We start from the raw sequence: 25,235 nt of genomic DNA, 5'->3' as shown, positions 1-25,235 counted from the left end.
TATTTAAGGAGCCTCGGCGATCATGGGTCTTTCATCTTGCTGCGTTTCCTGATTGTCTCCGCCTACCTTTTTGGAGGGTATGTGGCATGCGTTTGATATCGAGAGTGATCGGGGCTCTTTTAGTTCTGCTGCTGATCATTGTCGCCGGCGGAGCCGTCTGGCTTTCCGTTTCTCCGCCGGAACTGCTCAAGGTCGGCGACGGCTACGCGGCAAAGATTGTCTGCTCGAACACCTTCGTCGCCAAGCGGGATCCGGACAAGGTGCTGGAGGAGGACGTGCAGTCTCCCGGCAATCCGGCATTGAAGCTCATTCGAGTTACCGTCGATCGTGACGAAGGCGTGGTCACGGCCCGTTTTCTTGGATTGTTTGCGCCGAACTACGCACTTTATCGCGCGGCACTCGGTTGCGCGACCGTGCCTGACGGCGATTTGCAGGCGGCGCGCAGCGCCGTCTTTCTCAACAAGCTCAAGGCGCCGAAGAGCGATGCGCTGTGGCCGGACGGCGATACGGTGAATACGGGCCAAGGCGACGAGGCGACGAAGCTTGCCAATATCGTCTCGAATCCGGATCTCGCCGGACCTGCCATGCGCGCGATCGTCGTCGTCAAGGATGGGCATATCGTTGCCGAAGCCTATGGCGATGGCTTCAACAAAGGGATGCCTCTCATCGGCTGGTCCATGACGAAGACGGTCAATGCCGCCATCATCGGCCGCCTGATGCTGGCCGGGCGCATGTCGTTCGACGATCGAAATCTCCTGCCGCAATGGAGCGGAGACTTGCGCAAGGACATCAAACTCAGCGATCTCCTGGCTATGGAGAGCGGCCTTGCCTTCAATGAAGCCTATGGCAACGTATCCGACGTGACGCGCATGCTCTACCTGGATCCGGACACGACGAACATTGCCGCCAATGCGCGTCAGGTCGCTGCTCCCGGCGAGCGTTTCAGCTATTCGAGCGGCACGGCAACGCTGCTCTCTCGCCTCTGGATGAATCGACTGCCCAATCTGAGCACCGCCATTTCCTATCCGCGGGAAGCGCTTTTCGGGCCGCTCGGCATGTATAGTGCCGTTTTCGAGGCCGATGAGCGCGGCACTTTCGTCGGCAGTTCCTATCTCTATGCCAATGCCCGCGATTGGGCGCGCTTTGGGCTGTTTCTGCTTCAGGATGGAGTTTGGAACGGGCGTCGCCTGCTGCCGGAGGGTTTCGTCGGCGCCATGCGGACGCCGACGAAGGCTTCAGAGGGCGTTTACTCGCAGGTTCAGGCCTGGCTCGCAGGTCCCGGCGGCTCGAATGCGCAGTTCGGCTTGCCTGCCGATACGTTCTGGATGAGCGGCCACGACGGTCAAACGGTGGCGATCGTTCCGTCCGCCAATCTCGTCGTCGTGCGGATGGGACTGACCCCGATCTGGGCGGACTATCGGCCGCAAATCCTGCTGAAGCGGATCATGGATGTGATAAAGCCGGCCACAAATTAGGCCGGCTTCCGTACGCCTGGGTCCAATCAGTAATTGCCGTTGGCGACGTCCGCCAAGCCCTTACGCTTGGCGTCGTAGTAATAGCCGCGGGCGTAAAGCTGCACGGCGTTGGTTTCCTTGTTTTGAGCCTTGCTGTCTGCCGTCATCCAAGCGCCGCGCAGATATTTGGCGGCGTATTTGATGTTGGTTTCCGCGTCGAGAAGGCCGGACGGCGGACCTTGGTAACCCATGGACTTGGCCGTATTGTACCTGATCTGCATCAGTCCGAAATATCCCGCCCGGTTGTAGGCCTTGGGGTTGTAGCGGCTTTCGCGGTGGACGACGCGATGGATGAGGGATTCCGGGATTTCGTAGAGCTTCGCGTATTTCTGGATGAGCTTCGAAACGTAACCCTTTTCCTCCGCCGGCACGTCGGAATCATAATTCGGCGCTGCTGTCATTACCGCTGGAACGACGGTCGGACCGCTGGTGTCGAAATTGAAATCATAACGCATGCGGTTGTCGGAATAGCGCGGGACGCCGATCTGCGCGGGTGTGGCGAAGGCGACTTCCGCCTGCGCCATGGAGTCGGGCCGCGGCGTCGGCACGGCGACCTGAATGGCCGCAACGTCCGATGTCATCGGAATGGTAGGCTCGCCCGCTGCAACGCCCGCGGAAAGGGGCGTCAGCGCGGCGTCGCCCGGGCGGGCCGGGTTAGGCATCGGGATTGCGACAACGGAAGGAACCATGGGGACATCCGATGCCGCATAGGCGGCAGCCGTCGAAGTGCCGGCGACCGGTGCACCGGTCGCGGCAGCGATTGCGGCCGTTCCCTGATTGGTCGCGTTCGCCGCCGTCTGCGGGCCAAAGCGCCCTTGTGCCGCGTCGGCCTGCTGCTGATTTACGGTGCCCGGAGCAACGCGGCCGGATTTCGCCAGCATTGTCTGCGGTTGCTGCGGCCCGATGAATGTCGGAGATACTGCGGCCACCGCTGTGCCGCCTGCAGGCGCCGCTGCGCCAGTTGCGGTCAGGGTCGTATTCGGATGCGGCACGTTGGCGTGTGCCGACGGGAGTTCTGCCTGAGACGTCTGCTGCTGCTGAGTGCTTGCACACCCGGCGAGAGCGCCGCACATCACTGCCGAAAAGGCAACGCTGCGCTTCAGGCTGGGAAATCCGATCGTTACCATTCTGTCACTTTCGAAAAAACCAAACCAAATTTCGATGCAATTCGGCCACAGGACCGCCAAATTCGGCCACAGGATCGATAAATTTATGAATCCCCATTAACCTATCCGTGATCGCGCCGCAACCCTGCACTGCCTCAGGCGGCCATCCGGCGATATCCGGCGGTCACCGCGCCGGCTGCGATCAAAAGGGTTCCGCCCGTTCTGTTAACGGCGCGCTGCACGCTTGCCTTGCGGATGAAGCCGCGTGCCATGTCGGCCACGAACACATAAATCAACGAGTTCAGTGCCGCCAAAGTGAGGAAAGTTGCCTCCAGAATAAGCGTTTGCTCAAGAAATGGTTTCGACATGTCGAGAAATTGCGGAACGAACGCAATGAAGAAGACGATGCTCTTCGGGTTGAGTGCTGTCACAACGTAGGCGTGCATCATGATCTTTAGCGGTTTTTCCTCCGGAAGATTGTCATTGTCGCCCATCGGACCCGTCACGATGGGGGCTCTCCAGAGCTTGATTCCGAGGAAAACGAGGTAGGCTGCGCCGATCAGCTTGAGAATCGTAAACAATGCGGCAGAGGCGGCGAGCAGGGCGCCCAGACCGGCAAGCGAGGCGGTCATTGCCGTAAAATCGCCCAAAGTGACGCCCGTCACGGTCGCCAAGGCCGTCTTGCGGCCATGGCCGAGCGCATAGGATATGACCAGGAGAATGGTCGGACCCGGTATGGCCAGCATGATGCAGGATGCGGCGGCGAAAGCGAGCCAGGTTTCGATGGACATGGAATCCTCCCCTAATTCCTATTTCGCCGCCAGCAAAGACATCGGATTGGCGATCCGTCAATCCGCCTTATTATCAATCAGGCCGCCTTATCATCAATCGGCCCGATCGATCGGCGATCAGTCAGGCTTGCGTGTATTTCTGCCCGATATGGTCCATGACTTCGGCGAACCAGGAAACGGACATGTCGAAGGCTTTGCCGCCCTTGATGCGCGGGAATTCGATTACGCGCAGCTTGCCGCCCTGACCTTCGTCATGTCCGGTGACGCCCGATACTTTGTTGAGCGCGTTTTCCACTGCAAGGTCGACCATGCCCTGAATCAGACGGAGGTCTTCGCCGTTTGCGGGGGCGGAGCGTGCGAAATAGCCCGACTTCTGCACCATGGAGCGTTCGGCGCCGATGATCGCTGCGAACTGCTTCTGGAACCAGCCGCCGACGTTGATGGTGTCGATCTTTACATGGCCGAAGGCGTCGCGCTTGACGGTTTCGCCCGAAGCTTCCCGTTCGGCGACGATGGCGTCGAGGCCGGCGCCTTCCGAGACGAACAGCGTTACCTGGCCCGTCTTCTCCATGATATTGCGCAGGCGCTCGCCTTCCGCCTCGATGTCGAATGCCATTTCCGGCAGGTAAAGGCCGTCGATGCCCTTCATCTCGGCGTTCATCATGAAGCCTTCGACATATTCGTTGGCGCTGCTTTTCTGGATATAGGCGCGCGCGGTCGCGGCAGTCAGCCAGCCACAGTGACGGCCCATCACTTCATGGATGACGAGCGTTTTCGGTGCGGCGGTCTGTTCGTTGCTGACATTGTCGAAGAAGTGGGCGCCAACTTCGGCGGCCGTCCAGGCGCCTAGGGACTGACGGATCGGCACGACGTCGTTGTCAACCGTCTTCGGCAGGCCGACGACGGTCAGATCATAGCCGTTGGCGCCGAGATAGGCCGCGAGATCGGCCGCTGTCGTATTGGTGTCGTCGCCGCCGATCGTGTGAAGGATGGTGACGCCGTCGGAGGCCAGCCGCTCGGCTGCTACGCGCAGCGGGTTTTCGCCTTCCTCGACCAGCCCGCGCTTGACGCAATCGGCAATGTTGGTGAGCTTGACGCGGCTGTTGCCGATTGGCGAGCCGCCATAGCGATGCAGCAGGTGCGCACGCTCGCGCATGGCCGGCGTCACCTCGATGCTGTCGCCCAGCAGAACTCCCTGGTAGCCGGAACGATAGGCTATGATGTCGAGATCAGGCGCCACGTCGCTATAGCGCTGGATCAGCCCGCCAACGGCAGACGAAAGGCAGGGCGCCAATCCGCCGGCAGTGAGCATTGCGACTTTTTGTTTGGCCATGGAGATCCTCCTTGCAGTCGAGCTGCTTCATTTCGATGGTTGCGGTGAAATGGATGCGACAGGCGGGCATGGCTGTAAAGTAAAGAATTTAAGAAACTCGCGGTTCGACGCGCAGTTGGAGGGCCGCCGGAGCTCAGTCGGCCCCGGGTCGGAGCCCGCAATCATTACCAATTTGTGAAAAGTGTTTTCGGTCTTGCGACGAATGGACTGCTTGCAATGGCAACCATAATTTGATCAAGGTGTTGTACTGTTTGAGAGAGATGCCGAGACCGCAATGTCGTTTTGGGAAAAATTGCTGAATGCTATCGGTAGCACTGCCGGCAATGCCCTGTCGGCGGTGGTGGAAGCTATTCGCACTGTATTCGAGGGTGACCCGGAAACCCGCCGCAAGGTGGCGTTTTCCGTCGCCATCATCGCGCTTTCGGCCAAAATGGCGAAGGCGGACGGCGTGGTGACGGAAAACGAAATCAATGCGTTTCGCGAGATATTCGAGTTCCCGCCCGACCAGGCCAAGAATGTCGCCCGCCTTTATAATCTGGCGCGCCAGGATGTGGCCGGCTACGAGGCCTATGCGGAGCGGCTTTCCTCGCTTTGCGAGACCTGCACCAAGAACTGCCCGGTGCTGGAAGATGTGCTCGACGGCCTGTTCCACATCGCCAAGGCTGACGGCCTGATCCATGAGAAGGAAATGGCTTTTCTTCAGCATGTCGCAGAAATCTTTCATATGACCGAGGAGCGGTTCGAGCAGATCATGGCCCGCCATGTCAGCATTGGCGGCCGCGATCCCTACAAGGTGCTCGGTGTGTCGCGCCAGGACGATTTTCCGACGATCCGACGCCGCTATCATGGCCTCGTCTATGAGAACCATCCCGATCGCCTCGTTTCGCGAGGGGTGCCGGAGGAGTTTCATGCCATCGCCAATGAGCGGATGGCAGCTCTGAATGCAGCTTATGCCGAGATCGAGAAAGAACGCCGCGCAGCATGAGTGCATTCAAGGCCGATTTCGCTCGCGCCGATGTGCAGCCTTCGCCGAACCATAGCGAACGGCGGGATGGGCGTCGGCCCGATATGATCCTCCTGCACTATACCGGCATGGGCACTGCCGAAGGGGCGCTTGATTGGCTCTGTCGTCCGGAAAGCCAGGTGTCGAGCCATTATTTCGTTTTCGAGGACGGGCGCGTCATCCAGCTCGTTCAGGAAGAGCGTCGCGCCTGGCATGCCGGCAAGAGCTCCTGGCATGGCGAGACAGATATCAATTCATCGTCGATCGGCATCGAGATTGCCAATGCCGGCCATCCGGGCGGGCTGCCGGATTTCCCTGATGCGCAGATCGAAGCGGTGATCGAACTGTGTCGCGATTGCGGCCAACGCTGGGCGATCGCGCCCGAAAGGGTGCTGGGACATTCCGATGTCGCACCTGTGCGCAAGGTCGATCCGGGCGAAAAATTCCCCTGGGCGCGGCTCGCTGCAGCAGGTGTGGGGCACTGGACCGAGCCGGCTTCGATCACCGGCGGTCGCTTCTTCCAGAAAGGTGATGTGGGCCAGCCGATCGAGGCCTTGCAGTCCATGCTCTCGCTCTATGGCTACGGTACTGAAATAACTGGAGAATTCTCGGAAAAACTGAAGGGCGACGTTGAGGCCTTCCAACGTCATTTCCGGCAGGAACGAGTGGACGGCATTGCCGACGTCTCCACGATCGATACGCTGCATCGCCTGCTTTTGACTTTGCCTCGTTATTCGTAGCCTGTTCGATCCAGTCGTCTGCATTTATAGCCGGCTATGGATGCAAAAAAAAGCGTAACTCCCTGCTACGCCACAGCTTTTCCCTATTATCTCCGCATTGCATTGGTCTAACGGCGCTCGCTGAACGGCGGTCGTGCAGTTTGGTTTTGTGTGTCGCGCGGCCGTAGACGACTAATGGGGACTGTGCATTCCGGCGGCTCTTTTTGCCTCCAGCCGGACGTGACGGCTTGTGCTGTCCGCGGTCCCGCCCCTGGAGACAAAAGACTACATGAAAAATTTGATTGTTGCGGCTGTAGCATGCGTGGCCGTGCTGCTGGTGGGATATGATTGCGCCTTTGCGGGCCAGCGTCACGCAAAGCATAAAACGGTTCCTCTCAAGATCGTCAGCCGCACCACCGGCTTTCCGGTTCCCAATGTTCCCGCCGAATTGCGCGGCGCCGAATCCTCCTTCGCGCGGCAGAATCGCTATTCCGCGCTGATTGCCAAATATGCCAAGCAGAACGGCGTCGCAGTCGAACTCGCCACCGCCGTCATTCGGATCGAAAGCAATTTCAATCCGAAAACCCGTGGAAGCGCCGGCGAAATCGGCCTGATGCAGATCAAGCCGGCAACCGCCAGGCTGATGGGTTACACGGGCCGGCCCAAGGGGCTCTATGATCCCGAAACGAACATCAAGTTCGGCATGAAATATCTCGCCATGGCGCAGGACCTCGGCGGCGGCCCGACCTGCAATACTATCCTCAAATACAACGCCGGTCATGCCGCCACGCGCATGAACCCGATCTCGAAGCGCTACTGCGGCAAGGTGCTGGCGCTTCTGGACTGACATTCACGCCAGGGTTTCGGGTAGGGCGGAATCGCTTTCCGTGCTATCGAAATCGCGACAATGGGTGAGGGTTACAGCATGGCAGCGGATTTCAGGTTCATCGTCGTTGGCCGGGGCATGATGGGGGCAGCTGCTGCCCGTCACCTGGCAAACCAAACGGATGGCATCGCCGTCATCGGGCCGGATGAACCTGAAGATCGCGCCAGCCATCAGGGTGTTTTCGGCAGTCATTACGACGAGGGCCGCATTACCCGTACGATCGACCCGGACACGGACTGGGCCTGTCTCGCAAACCGTTCGATCGGCCGCTATGCGGAGATCGAACGGGATAGCGGCATCCAGTTCTACGCTCCGGTCGGCTGCCTTGTCACCGGTCCGAAGCGGGGCGGCGAAGCGACCTATATCGGCGATGTCATCAAGGCAGCTGGCCGGCTCGGCGTTCAAACTGAGCTGCTTGACGATGCCGGGCTCAGGGCGAAGTTTCCCTTCTTCGCCTTTTCACCGGGAAGCGAAGGCGTATTCGAACCGCATGGAGCTGGCCATATCAGTCCGCGCCGCCTCGTGAAGGCGCAATCGCTGCTGGCGGAAGAGGCAGGCGCGCGGATCATCAGACAGACGGCGCTGTCGATCCGCGACGAGGGTGGACTGGCAGTCGTGACGACTGCTGAAGGCGAAACGTTCCGCGCAGAAAAGATCCTGCTCGCCGCCGGCGGTTTCTCCATTGCCGAGAATCTCTTGCCGCGACCTGTTGAGATGAAGGTTTATGGACGTACGGTTACCTTCTTCGAGGTCACTGAGGCGGAGGCCGAGGCGCTTTCCGGCATGCCTTCTTTGATTTCAGTGGCGCCCGAAGACGTGGACAGCATCTATATGCTGCCGCCGATCCGGTACCCCGACGGCAAGTACTACATCAAGATCGGCGGCGATCCGGACGATCTTCAATTCGAGAGCGAGGGGGAATTGCGTGCCTGGTTCCGCACTGCTGGCCGCGATGGCGCGCGCGCGCATCTGGTGCGGATATTCCACAGGCTCGTTCCCGACATGAAGAGGGCGCCTTCTTTCACCAATTCCTGCGCTGTCTCTTATTCGCCATCAGGTTATCCGATGATCGGCTATACGTCTTCTCCGCGCGTGGCTGTCCTGACTGGCGGCTGCGGCACGGCTGCGAAGAGTTCGGATGAAATCGGCCGGCTGGGGGCGGAGCTGCTGCTCGCAGGTCGAATCAAGGACGAGGGCTACGACACGGATTTCTCAGCGCATTTCCGTGATTGATGTTGAGCCCACATAAGGCCGCATATTTAGGTGGCATTTGTGGGCGGTCTCGGTTAATGAGCCTATGCCAGTTGGCCGGGCAGCCGCGCTTCATCAATGCCGAAAGGCGATGAGGTGAGGAAAGTCCGGGCTCCACGGAAACACGGTGCCGGATAACGTCCGGCGAGGGCAACCTCAGGGAAAGTGCCACAGAAAGCAAACCGCCCGATCTCAGGATCGGGTAAGGGTGAAAGGGTGGGGTAAGAGCCCACCGCGTCTCTGGCAACAGCGACGGCACGGAAAACCCCACCGGGAGCAAAACCGAATAGGGATGACGCGGAGCGCGCAAGCGTTCCAGCCCGTTTCCGGGCCGGTCATCCGGGTGGGTTGCACGAGGCGTCGCGCAAGCGCCGTCCCAGATGAATGGCTGCCACGTTCCGGCCTTGGCCGGAGCCATACAGAACCCGGCTTACAGGCCAACTGGCAAATCACCGCGCCATCTTGGGAAGGCATGTCCCGTGCTCTCGCGAAATAATTTCGCAAGCTGCCGAATGCCTTGAATCTCAAGGGTTCCAGGGCGTTACAGGTGAAGGTTTTCGCTTGTGAAAACAATCCATTTCCGGATGTCTCCTGAAGCCCATCCTAACCTTTCGTTAAACTTAACGGCTTATGAATATTCGGGCTGCGGCCACGTCTGACGTGGCTTCATCCCATTGACGCCCATATGGTCCCATGGTATCCCAAAAGAACACTGCATATGGGCAAATCAGAGCCCAATCATCGCAAAGCCGTGATTGCTCTCGTCCTGGGAGTGTCGAAGGGGTGTCGGCTCTTTCGGCTTGCGAAGCTGTGTCCGATTTTGGCTGTGCCTGCGAGCGCGTGATTGCCTGCAGGTCATGGGGAACGGGTGTTTCGCGTCATGAACCGCTTCCTGTCGAATGCGACCAACCGGATCGATGCCAAGGGCCGCGTTTCCGTGCCGGCGGCGTTTCGTTCCGTGCTGGCCGAGCGCAATATCCAGGAGCTGTATTGCTTTCAGGATTTTGTGTTTCCGGCGATCAGCGTCGGTGGTCTCGATCTGCTCGATCGCTTCGAGCGGCAGATTGCGGCGGACGATCCGTTTTCGCCGGCGGCGAACCAGATGTCGCTCCTCATCCACGGGGGCGGGGTCTTCATGAAGCTCGATGCGGAAGGGCGGTTGACGGTCACGGATTTCATCCGCGACTTCACCGGGATTGCGGGCGAAGTGACCTTCGTCGGTCGGGCGGATCATTTTCAATTGTGGCGACCAGAGGCCTTTCTGGCCTTGCAGGAGCAAGCACGAGAGGAGCGCAGGCTGGCTGGCAGGCGCTCGGAGTAAAGCGGAGAAGCGGAATGGCGGCGAATTCAGGCGGAGGTTCTTCTGATGCCGGTGGCGGACCAGTTCGTCACATTCCGGTTCTTCTTCCAGAGGTGATCGAGGCGCTGGCTCCGGCACCAGGCAAGATCATTCTTGACGGAACATTCGGGGCTGGCGGCTATACGTCGGCTATTCTTGCCGCTGGTGCCGATGTGATCGCGCTCGATCGCGATCCGACGGCGATCGCGGCAGGTCGGGCGCTCGTTGCGGCGCATGCGGGCCATCTCAATCTCATTCAATCGCAGTTTTCCGAGCTCGCCGATCATGCTCCTAGCGGCGGCCTTGACGGCGTCGTGCTCGATATCGGTGTTTCCTCGATGCAGATCGACGAGGCCGAGCGCGGTTTTTCCTTCAATAAGAACGGGCCGCTCGATATGCGCATGTCGGCAAGCGGCGTGTCGGCCGCCGATGTGGTCAATCGTGCAAAGCTCGCCGATCTCATTCGCATCTTTGTGTTTCTCGGCGAAGAAAAGCAGGCGCCGCGCATCGCTCATGCGATCGAGAAACGTCGGGCCGAGGCTCCTTTCGTGACCACCCGCGATCTGGCCGGGCTGATCGAGGTCGTGACCCCGCGAAAGGCGAAGGACAAGATTCATCCGGCGACGCGGGTCTTCCAGGCATTGCGCATTTTCGTCAATGACGAGCTTGGCGAATTGGCGCAGGCATTGTTTGCGGCCGAGCGCGCCCTCAAGCCGGGCGGGCGTCTTGTCGTCGTGACCTTCCATTCGCTGGAAGACAGGATCGTTAAGAAGTTCTTTGCCGATCGCTCGGGCCGTGCTGTCGGGTCACGGCACATGCCGATGGTGAACGAGCGGCCTGCCACCTTCGAGCCGGTCGGCAAGTCGATGGTTTCTGCGAGTGACGCTGAGGCGGAAGTCAATCCGCGCGCTCGTTCGGCCAAGCTGCGTGCGGGGGTTCGCACCTTGGCGCCGGGGGAGGCGGCGGATCTCTCGATCTTCGATCTGCCCAGTCTCGCCAGTCTCGGAAAGCTTGGGGGCTAAAATGCTGAAGACTTTTGACATCGTGCTGATCGGCGTCATGACGGCCATGGCCAGCGTGACCTATACGATCAAGCATCGTGCCGAGCTGAAGCTGGAGGAGGTTCGCCGTCTCGAATCCGAAATCAAGCTTGAAAGAGATACGATCGATCTCCTCAAGGCGGACTGGGCTCTCGTTTCTCAGCCAAACCGTCTTGAGCGTCTCGTGAACAATTACAGCGGCGAACTTCAGCTTCAGCCGACGCTGTCGACCGCGATCGTTCAGCCAAGCGAATTGCCGATGCTGCGCTCGCAGCTTCCTCCTCCCGCCCCTGTAACGGCATCGAATGATCCGAAGAGCAAGGCGGGCAGCGCTAAGGGGAGTGCGTCCGTAGCCTCCAAGGGCGGCGATACGACCGATGCGCAGATCAGGAAGGCGATAGCCGATGTGGCCGCCGCTCCGGCGCCGCGGCCGAAGCCGGCTCTCGCCAAACGCAAGAAGCCGGATATCGACAACATCGCAACGGGATCGGTGGAGGAATAATGTCTTTTCTTTCTCGCATCATGGTCCTGAAGAGCAAGGCGCACTTCTCTACCGACGGCAACAACCGCCCAAGCGATGGCTTTTCCCGTTCGACATTCGAGGGTGCACATAAGCGGAAATCCAATCAGGCCAAGAGCCGCGTGGTGCTGCTGGTGGCAAGCTTCGTCGCGATCTACTGCGTGATCGGCGGTCGGCTGGCTCAATTCGCCATGACTCTGCCGGATATAACGTCGAGCATTCTGCCGCCGGATCGTCTGATGGCCTCTCGTCCGGATATTGTCGATCGTAACGGCGCATTGCTGGCGACCGATATCCGCACCGTCTCGCTGTTTGCCGAGCCGAACAAGATCATCGATGCGGATGAGGCCGTAGAGGAACTGCGCAAGGTCCTGCCGGATCTCGATGCCAAGTCCACCTACAGGAAGCTTTCGTCGAAGACGTCACATTTTGCCTGGCTTCGCCGCCAGCTGACGCCGAAGCAGCAGAGCCAGATTTTAGCGCTCGGCATTCCCGGCATCGGCTTCCGGCCTGAGAAGCGCCGCTTCTATCCCGGCGGCACGACCGCTCCTCATATTCTCGGTTACGTCAATATCGATAATCGCGGTGTTGCGGGCATGGAGAAATATATCGACGATCAGGGGCTCGCCGATCTGGCCGCCGCCGGCATGACCAACGATCAGCCGCTGCAGCCCGTGAAGCTCTCGATCGATCTGCGTGTCCAAGGCATCGTTCGCGATGCGGTGGTCAACGCCGTCAAGAATTTTCAGGCCAAGGGTGCCGGCGCAGCAATACTCGACGTCCACACGGGCGAGGTGCTGGGCATGGCCTCGGCGCCCGATTTCGATCCGAACTATCCGAGCGAGGGTGCCTCCGAAGGCTGGCTCAACCGCATGACGAACGGCACGTTCGAAATGGGATCGACCTTCAAGACGTTTACCATGGCGATGGCGCTCGACGACGGCAAGGTGACGCTGCGCGATGCCTTCGACGCCAGCAACCCGATACGTATCGGCGGTTTTACCATTCACGATTTCCACGGTCAGCGCCGCGTGCTCAGCGTCCCGGAAATTTTCCAGTACTCATCAAATATCGGTACGGCCAAGATCGCCGATCTTGTCGGCATCGATGGGCACAAGGAATTCCTGACCCGCTTGGGCCTGCTCACCAAGATGGATACCGAGCTGCCGGAAGTGAAGGCGCCAAGCCAGCCTAGGGTCTGGAAGAAGATCAATTCGATCACCATTTCCTTCGGCCACGGGGTCTCGACGACGCCGCTGCAGACCGCCGTCGCCGCGTCGGCCCTTGTCAACGGCGGCAAGCTGATCGAGCCGACCTTTCTTCCTCGCACGCGCGACCAGGCCGACGCCATCGCGAAGATGGTGGTCAAGAAGAGTACCAGCAACGATATTCGCTACCTGCTCGAGTTCAACGGCACCAGAGGCTCGGGGCGCAATGCGCGCGTTCCCGGCTACAACGTCGGCAGCAAGACCGGTACAGCCGACAAGGTCGTCAACGGCCGCTATTCGCATAATCTGAACTTCAACAGCTTCCTGGCGGCATTTCCGATCGACAATCCCCAATACATGGTCATGACCTTCATCGACGAGCCGAAGAGCGGCGAACGCGGCGGCGGGACGATTTCAGCCTTTACGGCGTTGCCGATCGCCCGTGACATCATCGCCAGAGCGGCGCCGATTCTCGGGGTGCAGCCCAGCTTTGGAAAAGATGACTCGGCCTTGCTGGCGTCTTATTAAGCGTGAAAGAATACACACGTCGATTCGCGAGGGGCGGACTGATCGAGAAGGCGAAAAGTACATTCGATGAACTTGCGGGATATTGCCGGAAATGTATTTCCGGAACTCAACACACACATCGGCGGAGCGCTTGGTGATCTTGAGATAAGCGGGATCTCCGCAGACAGCCGTAAGGTGTCGCCCGGCATGGCCTTTGTCGCCGTGGCCGGCACGAAGGCTGACGGTGCGAGTTTCATCGCCGATGCTGTTTCGCGAGGGGCCCGCGTTGTCGTTGCGGGCCATGAAGCCGATGCCGGCAGTGTGCCTCTGCTGCAGGTCTCCGAGCCGCGCCTGTTCCTCGCTGTCGCCGCTGCGCGCTTTTACGGACGGCAGCCGGAAACGATGGTGGCCGTGACGGGAACCGCCGGCAAGACCTCGGTCGCATCCTTCACACGGCAGATCTGGGCTTTCGCGGGTCATCCCGCAGCCATGATCGGCACGACCGGCGTCGTTTCACCGACCCGCAACGAATATGGCGCGCTGACGACGCCAGACCCGGTGTCGCTGCACAAGCTGCTGGCCGAGCTTGCCGACGAAGGTGTCACGCATGCGGCCATGGAGGCGTCCAGCCACGGCCTCGATCAGTTCCGGCTCGATGGCGTGAAGCTTGCTGCCGCCGGCTTCACCAATCTTGGCCGCGACCACATGGACTATCACCCGACGGTCGAGGACTATATGGCCGCCAAGATGCGGCTGTTTCGGGATTTGCTGCCGAAAGGTTCGCCGGCCGTCATTTTTTCGGACGATCCATGGTCGCCTCAGGCAATCGCTGCCGCGCGCGACGCAGGGCAAGATGTTCGCACCGTAGGGCGCAAGGGTGATTTCCTGACGCTCAAGCGCGTCGAGCACTTCCGCCACAAGCAGATCGCCGAGGTCCATATCGGCGACGATATCTTCGAGATCCATATTCCGCTGGCCGGCGACTTCCAGATCGCCAATGCGCTGGTCGCTGCAGGCCTCGCCATTTCGACCGGTGTCGCCGCACCGGTCGCCATGGCGGCACTCGAAAAGCTCGTCGGTGCGTCGGGCCGCCTGGAGCTGGTCGGTCATACCCATGATGGTGCGCTCGCCTATGTCGATTATGCCCATAAGCCGGATGCGCTTGAAAACGTGCTGAATTCGGTGCGGCCGTTCACGACTGGCCGCGTCATCGTCGTCTTCGGCTGTGGCGGGGATCGTGATCGCGGCAAGCGTCCGATCATGGGCGAGATCGCCTGCCGTCTTGCCGATGTCGTTGTTGTCACCGACGATAATCCACGCTCGGAAGATCCGGCAGCAATCCGCGCGGAAATCATGGCGGCGGCTGTCTGTGCGACCGAGATCGGCGATCGTGCCGAAGCGATCCGGAAGGCAGTCGGCCTGTTGAAATCCGGCGACACGCTGATCGTCGCCGGCAAGGGGCATGAGGAAGGTCAGACGATCGGCGGCGTGACGCAGCCGTTCTCCGATCATGCCGAATTGCGCAAAGCATTGGAGGATTTGAAGTCTTGAGCTGGCTATGGACAACCGAGGATCTGATCGCTGCAATCTCGGGCCGCTTCGTCGGATCGCTGCCCGCGGGCATTACGGGCATTTCCATAGACAGTCGTTCCATTCAGCCGGGCGAAGCTTTCTTTGCTATCAAGGGCGATCGCGTCGATGGTCACGACTATGCCAATGTCGCTATGGCGAACGGTGCGGCGTTCATCGTCATCAGCGAGGCACGCCTGCCGGCAATGGGCAGCCTGACCGTACCGAAGGTTGTCGTGGACGATGTATTGGCGGCGCTCGCACGGCTCGGCGTTGCCGCCCGCAAGCGTACGCAGGCTAAGATCATCGCGGTCACGGGTTCGGTCGGCAAGACGACGACCAAGGAGATGCTGCGGCGGGCGCTGACACCTTCGGGCAAGGTGCACGCCTCTGTTGCTTCGTTCAACAATCATTGGGGCGTCCCGCTGACTCTGGCGCGCATGCCCGAGGACACCGACTTCGGCGTTTTCGAAATCGGCATGAACCATCCGGAGGAAATCCGACCGCTCGTCAAGATGGTGCAGCCGCACGTAGCGATCATCACCACGATCGCGCCGGCTCATCTCGGCAACTTCAGCAGCATCAGCGAGATCGCCGCCGCGAAGGCGGAAATTTTCGACGGTGTCGTACCGGGCGGCCATGCCATACTCAATCACGACAACGATCAGTTCGAGATGCTGGAGAAGGCTGCCGTGGCGGCCGGCATCGAGCATGTGCACAGCTTCGGCCAGCACGCCAAGGCCGATGTACGCCTCGCTGAATTCAATGCCTCGGAAGAGAATTCAACGCTTTGGCTGACGATCGGCGGCGAGACCATGGAGGTGGCGCTCGGCGCGCCGGGCCGCCATGTCGCGGAAAATGCGCTTGCCGTACTCGGTGCGGTCATGCTCGTGGAAGCCGATCTCGATCAGGCCGTTGACGCCTTGGCGGATCTGCAACCGGAAAAAGGCAGGGGCCAACGCCACAAGCGCGCGATCGGCAGCGGCTATTTCACGCTGATCGACGAGAGCTACAACGCCAATCCTGCGTCCATGCGCGCGGCCATCGCGCTGCTGGCGACGACGTCGCCACATGCGGGACCAGGCGGCCGGGCGGGCAGGCGGATCGCCATGCTCGGCGATATGTTGGAAATGGGGGACTATGCCCAGCGCGTGCATGCAAATCTTGCCGGACCGCTTTTGGCGGCCGGTATCGAGCATGTCTGGCTGGCGGGTCCGGAGATGGCGGCGTTGAGGGATGAGCTGCCGGAAAGTGTTCATGTCGAATATCGTGAGACGACGGAGGAACTCTCGGAATTCGCGCTCAATTCTGTCGCCTCCGGCGATGTCTTGATGGTGAAATCGTCACTGGGAATGGGGTTTGGAAAGATTGTCGCGGGCTTGCTTGACAAGTTTCCCGCATTTTCCGACACGGGCCACCACACCCATCAGGGGCTTTAGAAAGGGCTCTTATGCTGATCTGGCTTGCCGAACTGTCGGACCATATTCATTTTTTCAGTACTCACTTCAGATTCCTCAATCTGTTCAGATACATCACGTTCCGTACCGGCGGTGCCCTGTTCACGTCAGCGTTGATCGTTTTTCTCTTCGGACCGCGAATCATCTCCTCCCTGCGCGTGCGTCAGGGCAAAGGACAGCCGATCCGTGCCGACGGTCCGCAGACGCACTTTAAAAAGGCCGGTACGCCGACCATGGGCGGCCTGATGATTCTCGCCGGCATCGTCGTGTCGTCGCTGCTTTGGGCCGATCTCGCCAATGTCTATGTCGTTGCCACGCTGCTCGTGACGCTCGGTTTCGGCGCGATCGGCTTCTACGACGATTATCTCAAGGTGACCAAGCAGAGCGACAAGGGCTTTTCCGGCCGCGCGCGCCTCGGCATCGAATTCGTGATTGCCGCGATTGCCGTCTACTTCATGATGACGACGGCGCTGTCCTCCGGGCCGGCCGGCTCGACCTTCGGCTCGTCGATCGCCTTTCCCTTCTTCAAGAACCTGCTGCTCAATCTCGGCATGTTCTTCGTGCTGTTCGGCGCCTTCGTCATCGTTGCCGCAGGCAATGCCGTCAACCTGACCGACGGTCTCGACGGGCTTGCCATCGTGCCAGTCATGATTGCGGCGGCTTCCTTCGGCGTGATCGCCTATCTCGCCGGCAACTTCGTCTTTGCCGACTATCTGGCAATCAATTTCGTGCCCGGCACAGGTGAGCTCGCGGTGGTTCTCGGTGCCGTCATTGGTGCCGGTCTCGGCTTCCTCTGGTTCAACGCGCCGCCGGCGGCCATCTTTATGGGTGACACCGGCTCGCTGGCGCTTGGCGGCATGATCGGCTCGGTCGCCGTCGCCACCAAGCACGAGATCGTCATGGCGATCATCGGCGGCCTCTTCGTGCTCGAGGCGCTTTCTGTCATCATCCAGGTCGGCTTCTTCAAGATGACCAAGCGCCGCGTCTTCCTGATGGCGCCAATCCACCACCACTTCGAAAAGAAGGGCTGGACGGAGAGCCAGGTCGTCGTGCGTTTCTGGATCGTCGCCGTCATCCTGGCGATGGTCGGCCTTTCCACCCTGAAACTGCGGTGAGGCGCCGATGATCCCCGTCACCACGCTGAAAGGAAAGAAGGTCGCACTCTTCGGCCTTGGCGGTTCGGGTTTTGCAACGGCGCGTGCGCTCGTCGCCGGTGGCGCCGATGTGACGGCCTGGGACGACAATCCGGACAGCGTGGCCAAGGCGGCCTCGGAGGGAATAAAGGTCGCGGATCTGAGAACGATCGACTGGAATGGTCTTTCGGTCTTCGTCCTGTCGCCCGGCGTTCCGCTGACGCATCCCAAACCGCATTGGACCGTCGATCTTGCCCACGCCGCCGGCGTCGAGATCATTGGAGATGTCGAGCTTTTCGTTCGGGAGCGGCGTGCGCATGCACCGGATTGCCCGTTCATTGCCGTTACCGGAACGAACGGAAAATCGACAACGACGGCGCTGATCGCCCATATTCTGCAATCGAGCGGCCGCGACACGCAGCTCGGCGGCAATATCGGTACGGCCGTGCTGACCCTCGATCCGCCGAAGGCCGGACGCTTCTACGTCGTCGAATGCTCTTCCTACCAGATCGATCTGGCACCGACACTCAACCCCTCTGCCGGCATTCTGCTGAACCTGACGCCCGATCATCTCGATCGCCACGGCACGATGCAGCATTATGCCGACATCAAGGAGCGGCTTGTCGCCGGCAGCGATATCGCCGTCGCCGGTATCGATGACAGCCATTCCTCCTTGATCGCCGATCGCATCGAACGTGCGGGCGGCAAGGTGATGCGCATTTCGCGCCGGCATGCACTGGCGGATGGCCTTTATGCCGAGGGCAGCCGTATCATGCGGGCATCGAACGGTGCGGCGAAAGAGATTGCCGACCTCGATGGTATCCAGACCCTGCGCGGCGGCCATAACGCACAGAATGCAGCGGCGGCAATCGCCGCCTGCCTCGCCGTCGGCTTATCCGCCAACGAGATCCGGGCCGGACTGAAATCCTTCCCGGGTCTCAAGCATCGCATGCAGCCGGTCGGTCGGCGTGGCCGAGTCGTCTTCGTCAACGATTCCAAGGCGACCAACGCGGATGCGGCTGCCCCCGCGCTTTCGAGCTACGAGAATATCTACTGGATAGCCGGAGGTCTGCCGAAAGAAGGTGGGATCACCAGTCTGGCGCCGCTCTTTCCCCGTATATCCAAAGCCTATCTGATCGGTGAGGCTGCGCCCGCGTTCGCGGCGACGCTCGGCGATCGGGTGCCATACGAGATTTCCGGCACGCTGGAGCGTGCCGTCGCGCATGCTGCCGCGGACGCTGACAAGGACGAACACGAGTCCGCTGCGGTGATGTTGTCACCGGCTTGCGCAAGTTTCGATCAGTACAAGAATTTCGAGGTCAGAGGCGACGCCTTCGTCAGCCATGTCGCTGCGATCGATGGCGTCACCATGCTGGTCGGTTCAGCAGCTGGAGGCAAATAATATGGTAAGCCGCGTCGAACGTGGGGCCTTGGCCGAGTGGTTCTGGACCATCGACCGCGTATTTCTGGCCCTTTTCATCCTCTTGATCGGCATCGGCTTCATGCTGTCCTTCGCCGCATCGCCCGCGGTGGCGGAGCGCATTGGGCTTGAGCCGTTCCATTTCGTCAAGCGCCACGCGCTGTTCCTCATCCCGGCGGTCGCCGCGATGATCGGCATTTCCTTCATGACTCCTAGGCAGGTGCGGCGGACCGCGGTCATTCTGCTGATCGTGTCGCTGGCGATGATGCTCTTCGCGCTTTTCTTCGGCATTGAAGTGAAGGGTTCGCGGCGCTGGGTCAATATTGCGGCCTTGTCGATCCAGCCTTCGGAATTCATGAAGCCCGCTTTCGTCGTCGTCTGTGCCTGGCTGTTTTCCGAACATGCGCGCCAACCCGAGATTCCCGGCAATCTCTTCGCCATTATCCTCTTCGGCATCGTCGTTGCGCTGCTTGTCGCGCAGCCTGACCTTGGCCAGACGATCCTGACGACCGCGGTCTGGGGCGGCATGTTCTTCATGGCCGGCATGCCCTGGCTGTGGATCATCGTGCTCGGCGGTCTCGGCGCAGGCGGCTTCGTCACCGCTTACTATGTCTTCGATCACGTGGCGCAGCGTGTGAACAAGTTCCTGACGGGCGAGGGCGATACGTTCCAGGTCGATACCGCCAAGGAGGCGATCGTTCATGGCACCTGGTTCGGCGTCGGCCCGGGCGAGGGTACGGTCAAGCGCATCATTCCGGACGCCCATACCGACTTCATCTTCTCGGTCGCGGCGGAGGAGTTCGGCGCCGTCTTCTGTATGGTGCTCGTGCTGATCTTCGCCTTCGTCGTACTGCGCGGCCTGTCGCATGCCTATAAGGAAAAGAACGATTTCAACCGCTTCGCCGTTGCCGGTCTCGTATTGCAGATCGGTATCCAGTCGATCATCAACATCGGTGTGAACCTGCAGCTGCTGCCGGCCAAGGGCATGACACTGCCGCTGATTTCTTACGGCGGTTCGTCGATGACCGCGATCTGCGTGACGGCAGGCTTCATCCTGGCGCTGACACGTCACAGGCCGGAGAAGCGTGCGCAGGACCGGACCATGTTCCGCGTGACGCATGGATTGCCGGCGGAGTGATCGTCTTGGGACTACCGGCCATTTGCTCTTCATATCTCCCGCTCGTCCTTCATTCTCCGGTCGCTTTTCATGAAGTGCCGGTCTATGAGGAGGGCTTGGCCTGTGTCGATGAAGCGGCCAGGGCGGCTTCCTATATTAGGGAGATGCCCCGAGCAGTGGGGTGTTCGCGGGAGCGAAAATTATGAGTAAAGGCATTGTCCTTCTTGCCGCCGGCGGAACCGGCGGTCACGTATTTCCGGCCGAGGCGCTGGCCTATAAGCTGAAGGAGCGCGGCTATTCCGTGCATCTAGTCACCGACAGCCGCGCCGAACGCTATGCCGGCAAGTTTCCGGCCGACGAGATCCATGTCGTGCCTTCGGCGACGATCGGTTCGAAGAGCCCGTTGAAGGTCGCGCGTGCCCTTTGGACGCTGTGGACCGGTATGCGCGCAGCGCGCAGGCTGATCCAGCGCATCAAGCCCGTCTGCGTCGTCGGCTTCGGCGGCTATCCGACGGTCCCGCCGCTTCTTGCCGCCACGCGCATGGGCGTGCCATCCATGCTGCATGAGCAGAACGCCGTCATGGGCCGCGCCAACAAGATGCTGGCGACGCGCGTGCGCGCTATTGCCGGCGGCTTCCTCACGGAGAACGGCGCATTTGCCGAGAAGACGGTGACCACGGGCAATCCCGTGCGCCCCGCCGTCATCGAAGCTGCAAAACGTCCCTATGTGCCGTCCGGGGCAGACGATCCGTTCAATCTGGTCGTCTTCGGCGGCAGCCAGGGCGCGCAGTATTTCTCGAAGGCCGTGCCGACGGCGATCAGCCTGCTTGAGGAGCCGCTGCGCAAGCGCCTGCGGATCACGCAGCAGGTGCGCCCCGAGGACATGGAGACGGTCAACAGCTGCGCGAGAAAGCTTAATATGGGCGCCGACGTCGCGCCGTTCTTCAACGATATGGCGGAGCGCATTGGCGCTGCGCATCTGGTTCTCTGCCGTTCCGGCGCGTCGACCGTCTCCGAGCTTGCCGTTATCGGGCGTCCGGCAATCCTGGTTCCTTATCCGCATGCGCTCGATCACGATCAGGCGGCCAATGCCGCCGCACTGGCGGCAACCGGCGGCGTCAAGGTCATCGTACAGTCGGAGCTGACGCCGGAGAAACTTTCCACCATCCTGCGCGGCGCCATGACCATGCCGGAAAAGCTCGCAAAAATGGCCGCGTCTGCCAAGCAGGCGGGCAAGCCGGGTGCGGCAAACTTGCTTGCCGACATGGTTGAGGCTATTGCCGCGGGACGTTCAATTCAGCAATTCAAGGGGGCAGGCGCATGAAGCTGCCGAAGGCAATCGGCCTTGTGCATTTTATCGGTATCGGCGGCATCGGGATGAGCGGCATCGCCGAGGTTTTGCATAACCTCGGTCATCGCGTGCAGGGTTCCGACCAATCGGAAAGCGCCAACGTGCAGCGGCTGCGCGACAAGGGCATTCCGGTCCATATCGGCCACAAGGCAGAGAACCTCGGCGACGCCGAAGTCGTCGTCGTTTCCACCGCCATCAAGAAGACCAATCCGGAACTTGTCGCTGCGCGCGAAAAGCTGCTGCCGGTCGTGCGCCGTGCCGAGATGCTGGCCGAGCTGATGCGTTTCCGCAGCGCCATTGCTATCGGTGGCACGCATGGCAAGACCACGACGACATCGCTGGTGGCGACGCTTCTGGAAGCCGGCGGGCTGGATCCGACCGTCATCAACGGCGGCATCATCAATGCCTATGGCACCAACGCGCGCATGGGTGAGGGCGAGTGGATGGTGGTCGAGGCTGATGAATCGGACGGCACGTTCCTGAAGCTGCCGGCCGACGTCGCAGTCGTCACCAATATCGATCCGGAACATCTCGACCATTACGGCAATTTCGATGCCGTCCGGGCCGCCTTCCGGCAGTTCGTCGAGAACGTGCCGTTCTACGGTTTCGGCGTCATGTGCATCGATCATCCGGAAGTGCAGGCGCTCGTTGGTCGCATCGAGGACCGCAAGGTCATCACCTATGGCGAGAATCCGCAGGCGGACGTTCGTTTCTCGAATGTGCGCATCGACGGCACGCGTTCACTGTTCGATGTCGAAATCCGCAGGCGCCGCACGGGCAAGGTGTTTCAGATCAAGGATCTCGTGATGCCGATGCCTGGCCGTCACAATATTTCCAATGCGACGGCTGCCGTTGCCGTTGCCAACCGGCTGGGGATTTCCAGCGAGGCGATCGCCAAGGGGCTCGCATCCTTCGGCGGCGTTAAGCGCCGGTTCACGCTGACGGGCGAATGGAACGGGGTGAAGGTTTTTGACGACTACGGCCATCACCCCGTCGAGATCAAGGCCGTGCTGAAGGCTGCGCGTGAAGCCTGCAAGGGCCGGATCATCGCCGTTCATCAGCCGCATCGCTATAGCCGCCTGTCGAGCCTGTTCGAGGAATTCGCAGCCTGCTTCAACGATGCCGACAGCATCTTCCTGGCGCCGGTCTATGCCGCAGGTGAAGACCCCATCGAAGGCATCGATTCGCAGGCATTGGTTTCGCGCATCAAGGCCGGCGGCCATCGCGACGCGCGCTATCTGCCGTCACAGGAAGATCTTGCCGCCATGGTTGCAGAGATTGCACGGCCGGGTGATTTTGTGGTTTTGTTGGGTGCTGGCAGCATCACATATTGGGCAGCATCATTGCCAAAGGAATTGGAAGGCCTTTCGGGTACGTCCGCATGAAACAGGTAAATGGGGAAAAGCTTCTGGCGTCGCTCGGCGACGGAGTAAAAGGCATCAGGGGCCGGCTGACGCCGGACGCGCCGATGGATCGTGTGACATGGTTCCGTTCCGGCGGGCTGGCGGAGCTGATGTTCCAGCCGCATGACACGGATGATCTCATCGCCTTCCTGAAGATCCTGCCGGAAGAGGTGCCGCTGACGGTCGTCGGCGTGGGGTCGAACATTTTGGTGCGCGACGGCGGCATTCCGGGCGTCGTTCTCAGGCTTTCAGCCAAGGGCTTCGGCTCGGTCGAGCTTGCCGGCGAGAATCGCATTCTGGCCGGTGCCATTTGCCCGGACAAGCACGTCGCGGCAATGGCGATGGACAACAGCATCGGCGGTTTCCACTTCTACTACGGCATTCCGGGCAGCATCGGTGGCGCTGCACGGATGAATGCAGGCGCCAACGGCGCGGAAACACGGGAGCGCGTCATCGAAGTACATGCGGTCGACCGCAAGGGTGACAAGCATGTCCTGACCAATGCGGAGATGGGTTACAGCTACCGCCATTCCGATGCCTCTGAAGATCTGATCTTCACGCATGTCCTTTTCGAGGGCTATCCGGAGGACCGCGCCAAGATCCGTGCCGAGATGGATGCGGTGCGCGCTCATCGCGAAACCGTGCAGCCGATTCGGGAAAAAACCGGTGGCTCAACCTTCAAGAATCCGGAGGGCCTTTCAGCCTGGAAGCTGATCGACGAGGCGGGCTGCCGCGGCCTCGTCATCGGCGGTGCGCAGATGTCGTCGCTGCATTGCAATTTCATGATCAACATGGAGCAGGCGACGGGCTACGATCTGGAATATCTCGGCGAGCAGGTTCGCCGCGAGGTTTTCGAGAAGTCGGGCGTCAAGCTGGAATGGGAGATCAAGCGTCTCGGACACTTCATGCCCGGTCGGGAAGTTCGGCCGTTCCAGGGTGTCACAACGGAATAGGTTCGATGTAAAAAGCTCGAACCTCATAAAATGATTCAACAAAAAGGCCGGGTGAAAACCCGGCCTTTTCAGTCTGTTGCGTCGCGTTTCTCAGACTTCGTCGCTGCCCGAAAGGAGGATGCCGATGAGCGAAAGCAGGGCGGCGGCCGCCAGATAGTAGCCGACATAGACGAGGCCGTAGGTGGTTGCGAGCCAGGTGGCGATATAGGGCGCCAGCGATGCGCCGACGATGCCGCCGAGATTGAAGGTCATCGAGGCGCCGGTGTAGCGCACCGTCGTCGGGAAAGGGGCTGCCAGCGCAGCGCCGATCGGACCGTAGGTGAACCCCATCAGGGCAAGACCAATGATCGAGCAGACGAAGGCACCCGTGAGGCCTGCCGTCAGCAGCGATGCATAAAAGAGGCCGAAGATCAGGATGCCGATCGTCGTTAGGATCAAAACCAGACGGCGCGAATAGCGATCGGACAAGAGGCCGGAGACCGGAATCATCAGACCGAAGAAGACGACGCCGACGAGCTGGACGACGAGGAATTGGGCCTGCGAGTAGCCGAGACCGGTCGGCAGAGGACCATTGCCCGGAGGTCTCGTGCCCCAGCTGAGCGTAAAGGCCGTCATCAGGTAGAAGAGCACGAAGGTCGCGACCGCGATGATGGTGCCGAGAATCAGGCTGCGGAGGTGCGAGCGGAAAATGACAGCAATCGGAACGGAAACCCGTTCCTCCTTCTCGATCGCGCGCTGGAATTCGGGGGTTTCCGTGATCTTCAGGCGGACATAGAGGCCGACAGCCACCAGCACGATGCTGATCAGGAAGGGAACGCGCCAGCCATAGTTGAGGAAGTCCGCATCAGCCATGCTTTCGCGCAGGATGAGGAAAAGACCCGCCGAGAGAATGAAGCCGATGGGGGCGCCGAGCTGCGGGAACATGGCATACCAGCTGCGCTTGCCTTCCGGCGCATTTTCTGTCGCCAGCAATACCGCGCCGCCCCATTCGCCGCCGAGGCCGAGCCCCTGACCGAGGCGGCAAAGCGCCAGCAGAACCGGTGCGAGGACGCCGATCGATTCGTAGGTCGGCAGCATGCCAATCACGACCGTCGAGAGGCCCATGGTCATCAGAGCTGCAACCAGTGTCGCCTTGCGGCCGATCCGGTCTCCGAAGTGACCGAAGATCATCGCGCCGATCGGGCGAGCGAAGAAGGCGATGGAGAAGGTGGCAAAGGACTGCAGGGTTGCCGAGGTCGGGTCGCTTGCAGGGAAGAACAGCTTCGGGAAGACGATAACCGCCGCCGTTGCATAAACATAGAAATCAAAAAATTCGATCGTTGTGCCGATGAGGCTCGCGATCAGAACACGCGCCGGAGAATTTGCAACAGCGTTGTTCGATGACGAGGGGGTCGGCGACAAAGGAGATATCGCGTCAGTCATGATCCCACCAATTCATGTGAAGCTAAGGCGCGCTTAGCGGATGAAAATTGTCCTTAGCGTAATTTTTGTTCAACGCAAACGTTAACTGCGCAAGAAATCAGCGGTTGCGTGCTATCGTTTTGCCGTAATTGTTGATTCGTGAGCAATCGGGCGGATATTTGCTGTTGGGTGGGCCTCGTCCGGCAAGTCCTTG

21 protein-coding genes and 1 other RNA gene are annotated in these 25,235 nt (G+C 60.5%); 18 read left to right on the top strand and 4 right to left on the bottom strand.

Going from position 1 to position 25,235, the window contains the following annotated elements; all coding sequences use genetic code 11:
• The first annotated feature begins 86 nt into the window (after positions 1–86).
• Positions 87–1,475 carry a serine hydrolase domain-containing protein gene (locus Q4Q11_RS04715; RefSeq protein ID WP_498568792.1) on the top strand — a complete coding sequence of 463 codons (1,389 nt, stop codon included), beginning with the start codon at positions 87–89 and terminating at the stop codon, positions 1,473–1,475.
• A 26-nt stretch (positions 1,476–1,501) separates the two neighbouring features.
• Here Q4Q11_RS04715 and Q4Q11_RS04710 read toward each other — a convergent pair whose 3' ends face one another.
• The 3 genes from Q4Q11_RS04710 to Q4Q11_RS04700 all read right to left on the bottom strand — a co-directional run bounded on the left by Q4Q11_RS04710 (position 1,502) and on the right by Q4Q11_RS04700 (position 4,744).
• Positions 1,502–2,641 (bottom strand): lytic transglycosylase domain-containing protein, encoded by a 1,140-nt coding sequence (locus tag Q4Q11_RS04710; protein WP_112510328.1) that lies wholly within the window; start codon positions 2,639–2,641, stop codon positions 1,502–1,504.
• Between the two features lie 134 nt (positions 2,642–2,775).
• The gene (locus Q4Q11_RS04705) at positions 2,776–3,411 is read right to left on the bottom strand and encodes a LysE family translocator (protein WP_113216302.1); all 636 of its coding nucleotides are present in this window, start codon (positions 3,409–3,411) and stop codon (positions 2,776–2,778) included.
• Between the two features lie 121 nt (positions 3,412–3,532).
• Positions 3,533–4,744: a pyrophosphate--fructose-6-phosphate 1-phosphotransferase gene (locus tag Q4Q11_RS04700; protein WP_112510324.1), complete on the bottom strand. Its 1,212-nt coding sequence runs from the start codon at positions 4,742–4,744 to the stop codon at positions 3,533–3,535.
• A 274-nt stretch (positions 4,745–5,018) separates the two neighbouring features.
• On the opposite strand from Q4Q11_RS04700, the gene Q4Q11_RS04695 reads away from it, so the two are divergent.
• The 17 genes from Q4Q11_RS04695 (at position 5,019) to murB (ending at position 23,620) form a co-directional block, all read left to right on the top strand.
• The gene (locus tag Q4Q11_RS04695) at positions 5,019–5,729 is read left to right on the top strand and encodes a J domain-containing protein (RefSeq protein ID WP_112510322.1); all 711 of its coding nucleotides are present in this window, start codon (positions 5,019–5,021) and stop codon (positions 5,727–5,729) included.
• Entirely contained in the window at positions 5,726–6,487 is a 762-nt protein-coding gene (locus Q4Q11_RS04690) for an N-acetylmuramoyl-L-alanine amidase (RefSeq protein ID WP_498568791.1), read from the top strand. Before Q4Q11_RS04695 ends, Q4Q11_RS04690 begins: the two co-directional genes overlap by 4 nt.
• A 268-nt stretch (positions 6,488–6,755) precedes the next feature.
• On the top strand, positions 6,756–7,313 hold the full coding sequence (locus Q4Q11_RS04685) for a transglycosylase SLT domain-containing protein (RefSeq protein ID WP_113216299.1): 558 nt from the start codon (positions 6,756–6,758) through the stop codon (positions 7,311–7,313).
• Positions 7,314–7,391: 78 nt separating this feature from the next.
• A complete protein-coding gene (locus tag Q4Q11_RS04680) occupies positions 7,392–8,585 on the top strand; it encodes an NAD(P)/FAD-dependent oxidoreductase (protein WP_498568790.1) in 1,194 nt (397 codons plus the stop codon).
• A gap of 67 nt (positions 8,586–8,652) precedes the next feature.
• Positions 8,653–9,052: RNase P RNA component class A (gene rnpB / locus Q4Q11_RS04675), an RNA gene on the top strand.
• A gap of 431 nt (positions 9,053–9,483) precedes the next feature.
• Positions 9,484–9,924, top strand: a complete 441-nt coding sequence (gene mraZ, locus Q4Q11_RS04670) for a division/cell wall cluster transcriptional repressor MraZ (RefSeq protein ID WP_113223220.1) — start codon at positions 9,484–9,486, stop codon at positions 9,922–9,924.
• A 14-nt stretch (positions 9,925–9,938) separates the two neighbouring features.
• Positions 9,939–10,964, top strand: coding sequence for a 16S rRNA (cytosine(1402)-N(4))-methyltransferase RsmH (gene rsmH / locus Q4Q11_RS04665; protein ID WP_112510312.1), 1,026 nt, complete (start codon positions 9,939–9,941; stop codon positions 10,962–10,964).
• Position 10,965: 1 nt separating this feature from the next.
• Entirely contained in the window at positions 10,966–11,484 is a 519-nt protein-coding gene (ftsL, locus tag Q4Q11_RS04660; protein ID WP_113216296.1) for a cell division protein FtsL, read from the top strand.
• Positions 11,484–13,238 (top strand): peptidoglycan D,D-transpeptidase FtsI family protein, encoded by a 1,755-nt coding sequence (locus Q4Q11_RS04655; protein WP_498568789.1) that lies wholly within the window; start codon positions 11,484–11,486, stop codon positions 13,236–13,238. The genes ftsL and Q4Q11_RS04655 overlap by 1 nt, the downstream gene beginning before the upstream one ends.
• 66 nt (positions 13,239–13,304) lie before the next feature.
• The gene (locus Q4Q11_RS04650; RefSeq protein ID WP_498568788.1) at positions 13,305–14,768 is read left to right on the top strand and encodes a UDP-N-acetylmuramoyl-L-alanyl-D-glutamate--2,6-diaminopimelate ligase; all 1,464 of its coding nucleotides are present in this window, start codon (positions 13,305–13,307) and stop codon (positions 14,766–14,768) included.
• Positions 14,765–16,225 (top strand): UDP-N-acetylmuramoylalanyl-D-glutamyl-2,6-diaminopimelate--D-alanyl-D-alanine ligase, encoded by a 1,461-nt coding sequence (locus tag Q4Q11_RS04645; protein ID WP_498568787.1) that lies wholly within the window; start codon positions 14,765–14,767, stop codon positions 16,223–16,225. Before Q4Q11_RS04650 ends, Q4Q11_RS04645 begins: the two co-directional genes overlap by 4 nt.
• 11 nt (positions 16,226–16,236) lie before the next feature.
• Entirely contained in the window at positions 16,237–17,358 is a 1,122-nt protein-coding gene (gene mraY, locus Q4Q11_RS04640; protein ID WP_112510299.1) for a phospho-N-acetylmuramoyl-pentapeptide-transferase, read from the top strand.
• Positions 17,359–17,365: 7 nt separating this feature from the next.
• Positions 17,366–18,778, top strand: a complete 1,413-nt coding sequence (gene murD, locus Q4Q11_RS04635; protein ID WP_498568786.1) for a UDP-N-acetylmuramoyl-L-alanine--D-glutamate ligase — start codon at positions 17,366–17,368, stop codon at positions 18,776–18,778.
• A gap of 1 nt (position 18,779) precedes the next feature.
• Complete coding sequence (gene ftsW, locus Q4Q11_RS04630) at positions 18,780–19,934, top strand: putative lipid II flippase FtsW (protein WP_112510293.1); 1,155 nt, start codon at positions 18,780–18,782, stop codon at positions 19,932–19,934.
• A 181-nt stretch (positions 19,935–20,115) separates the two neighbouring features.
• On the top strand, positions 20,116–21,237 hold the full coding sequence (gene murG / locus Q4Q11_RS04625; protein WP_112510291.1) for an undecaprenyldiphospho-muramoylpentapeptide beta-N-acetylglucosaminyltransferase: 1,122 nt from the start codon (positions 20,116–20,118) through the stop codon (positions 21,235–21,237).
• Positions 21,234–22,649: a UDP-N-acetylmuramate--L-alanine ligase gene (gene murC, locus Q4Q11_RS04620; RefSeq protein WP_113216291.1), complete on the top strand. Its 1,416-nt coding sequence runs from the start codon at positions 21,234–21,236 to the stop codon at positions 22,647–22,649. Before murG ends, murC begins: the two co-directional genes overlap by 4 nt.
• Positions 22,646–23,620: a UDP-N-acetylmuramate dehydrogenase gene (gene murB, locus Q4Q11_RS04615; RefSeq protein WP_498568785.1), complete on the top strand. Its 975-nt coding sequence runs from the start codon at positions 22,646–22,648 to the stop codon at positions 23,618–23,620. Before murC ends, murB begins: the two co-directional genes overlap by 4 nt.
• Positions 23,621–23,710: 90 nt before the next feature.
• On the opposite strand, the gene Q4Q11_RS04610 is transcribed toward murB, so the two are convergent.
• A complete protein-coding gene (locus Q4Q11_RS04610; protein WP_112510282.1) occupies positions 23,711–25,042 on the bottom strand; it encodes an MFS transporter in 1,332 nt (443 codons plus the stop codon).
• Positions 25,043–25,235 lie beyond the last annotated feature (193 nt).

The organism is Rhizobium sp. UFLA01-1127, assembly GCF_059803845.1.
Note: the sequence above shows the minus strand (reverse complement) of the source record. Positions and strands in the feature narration are given on the sequence as shown.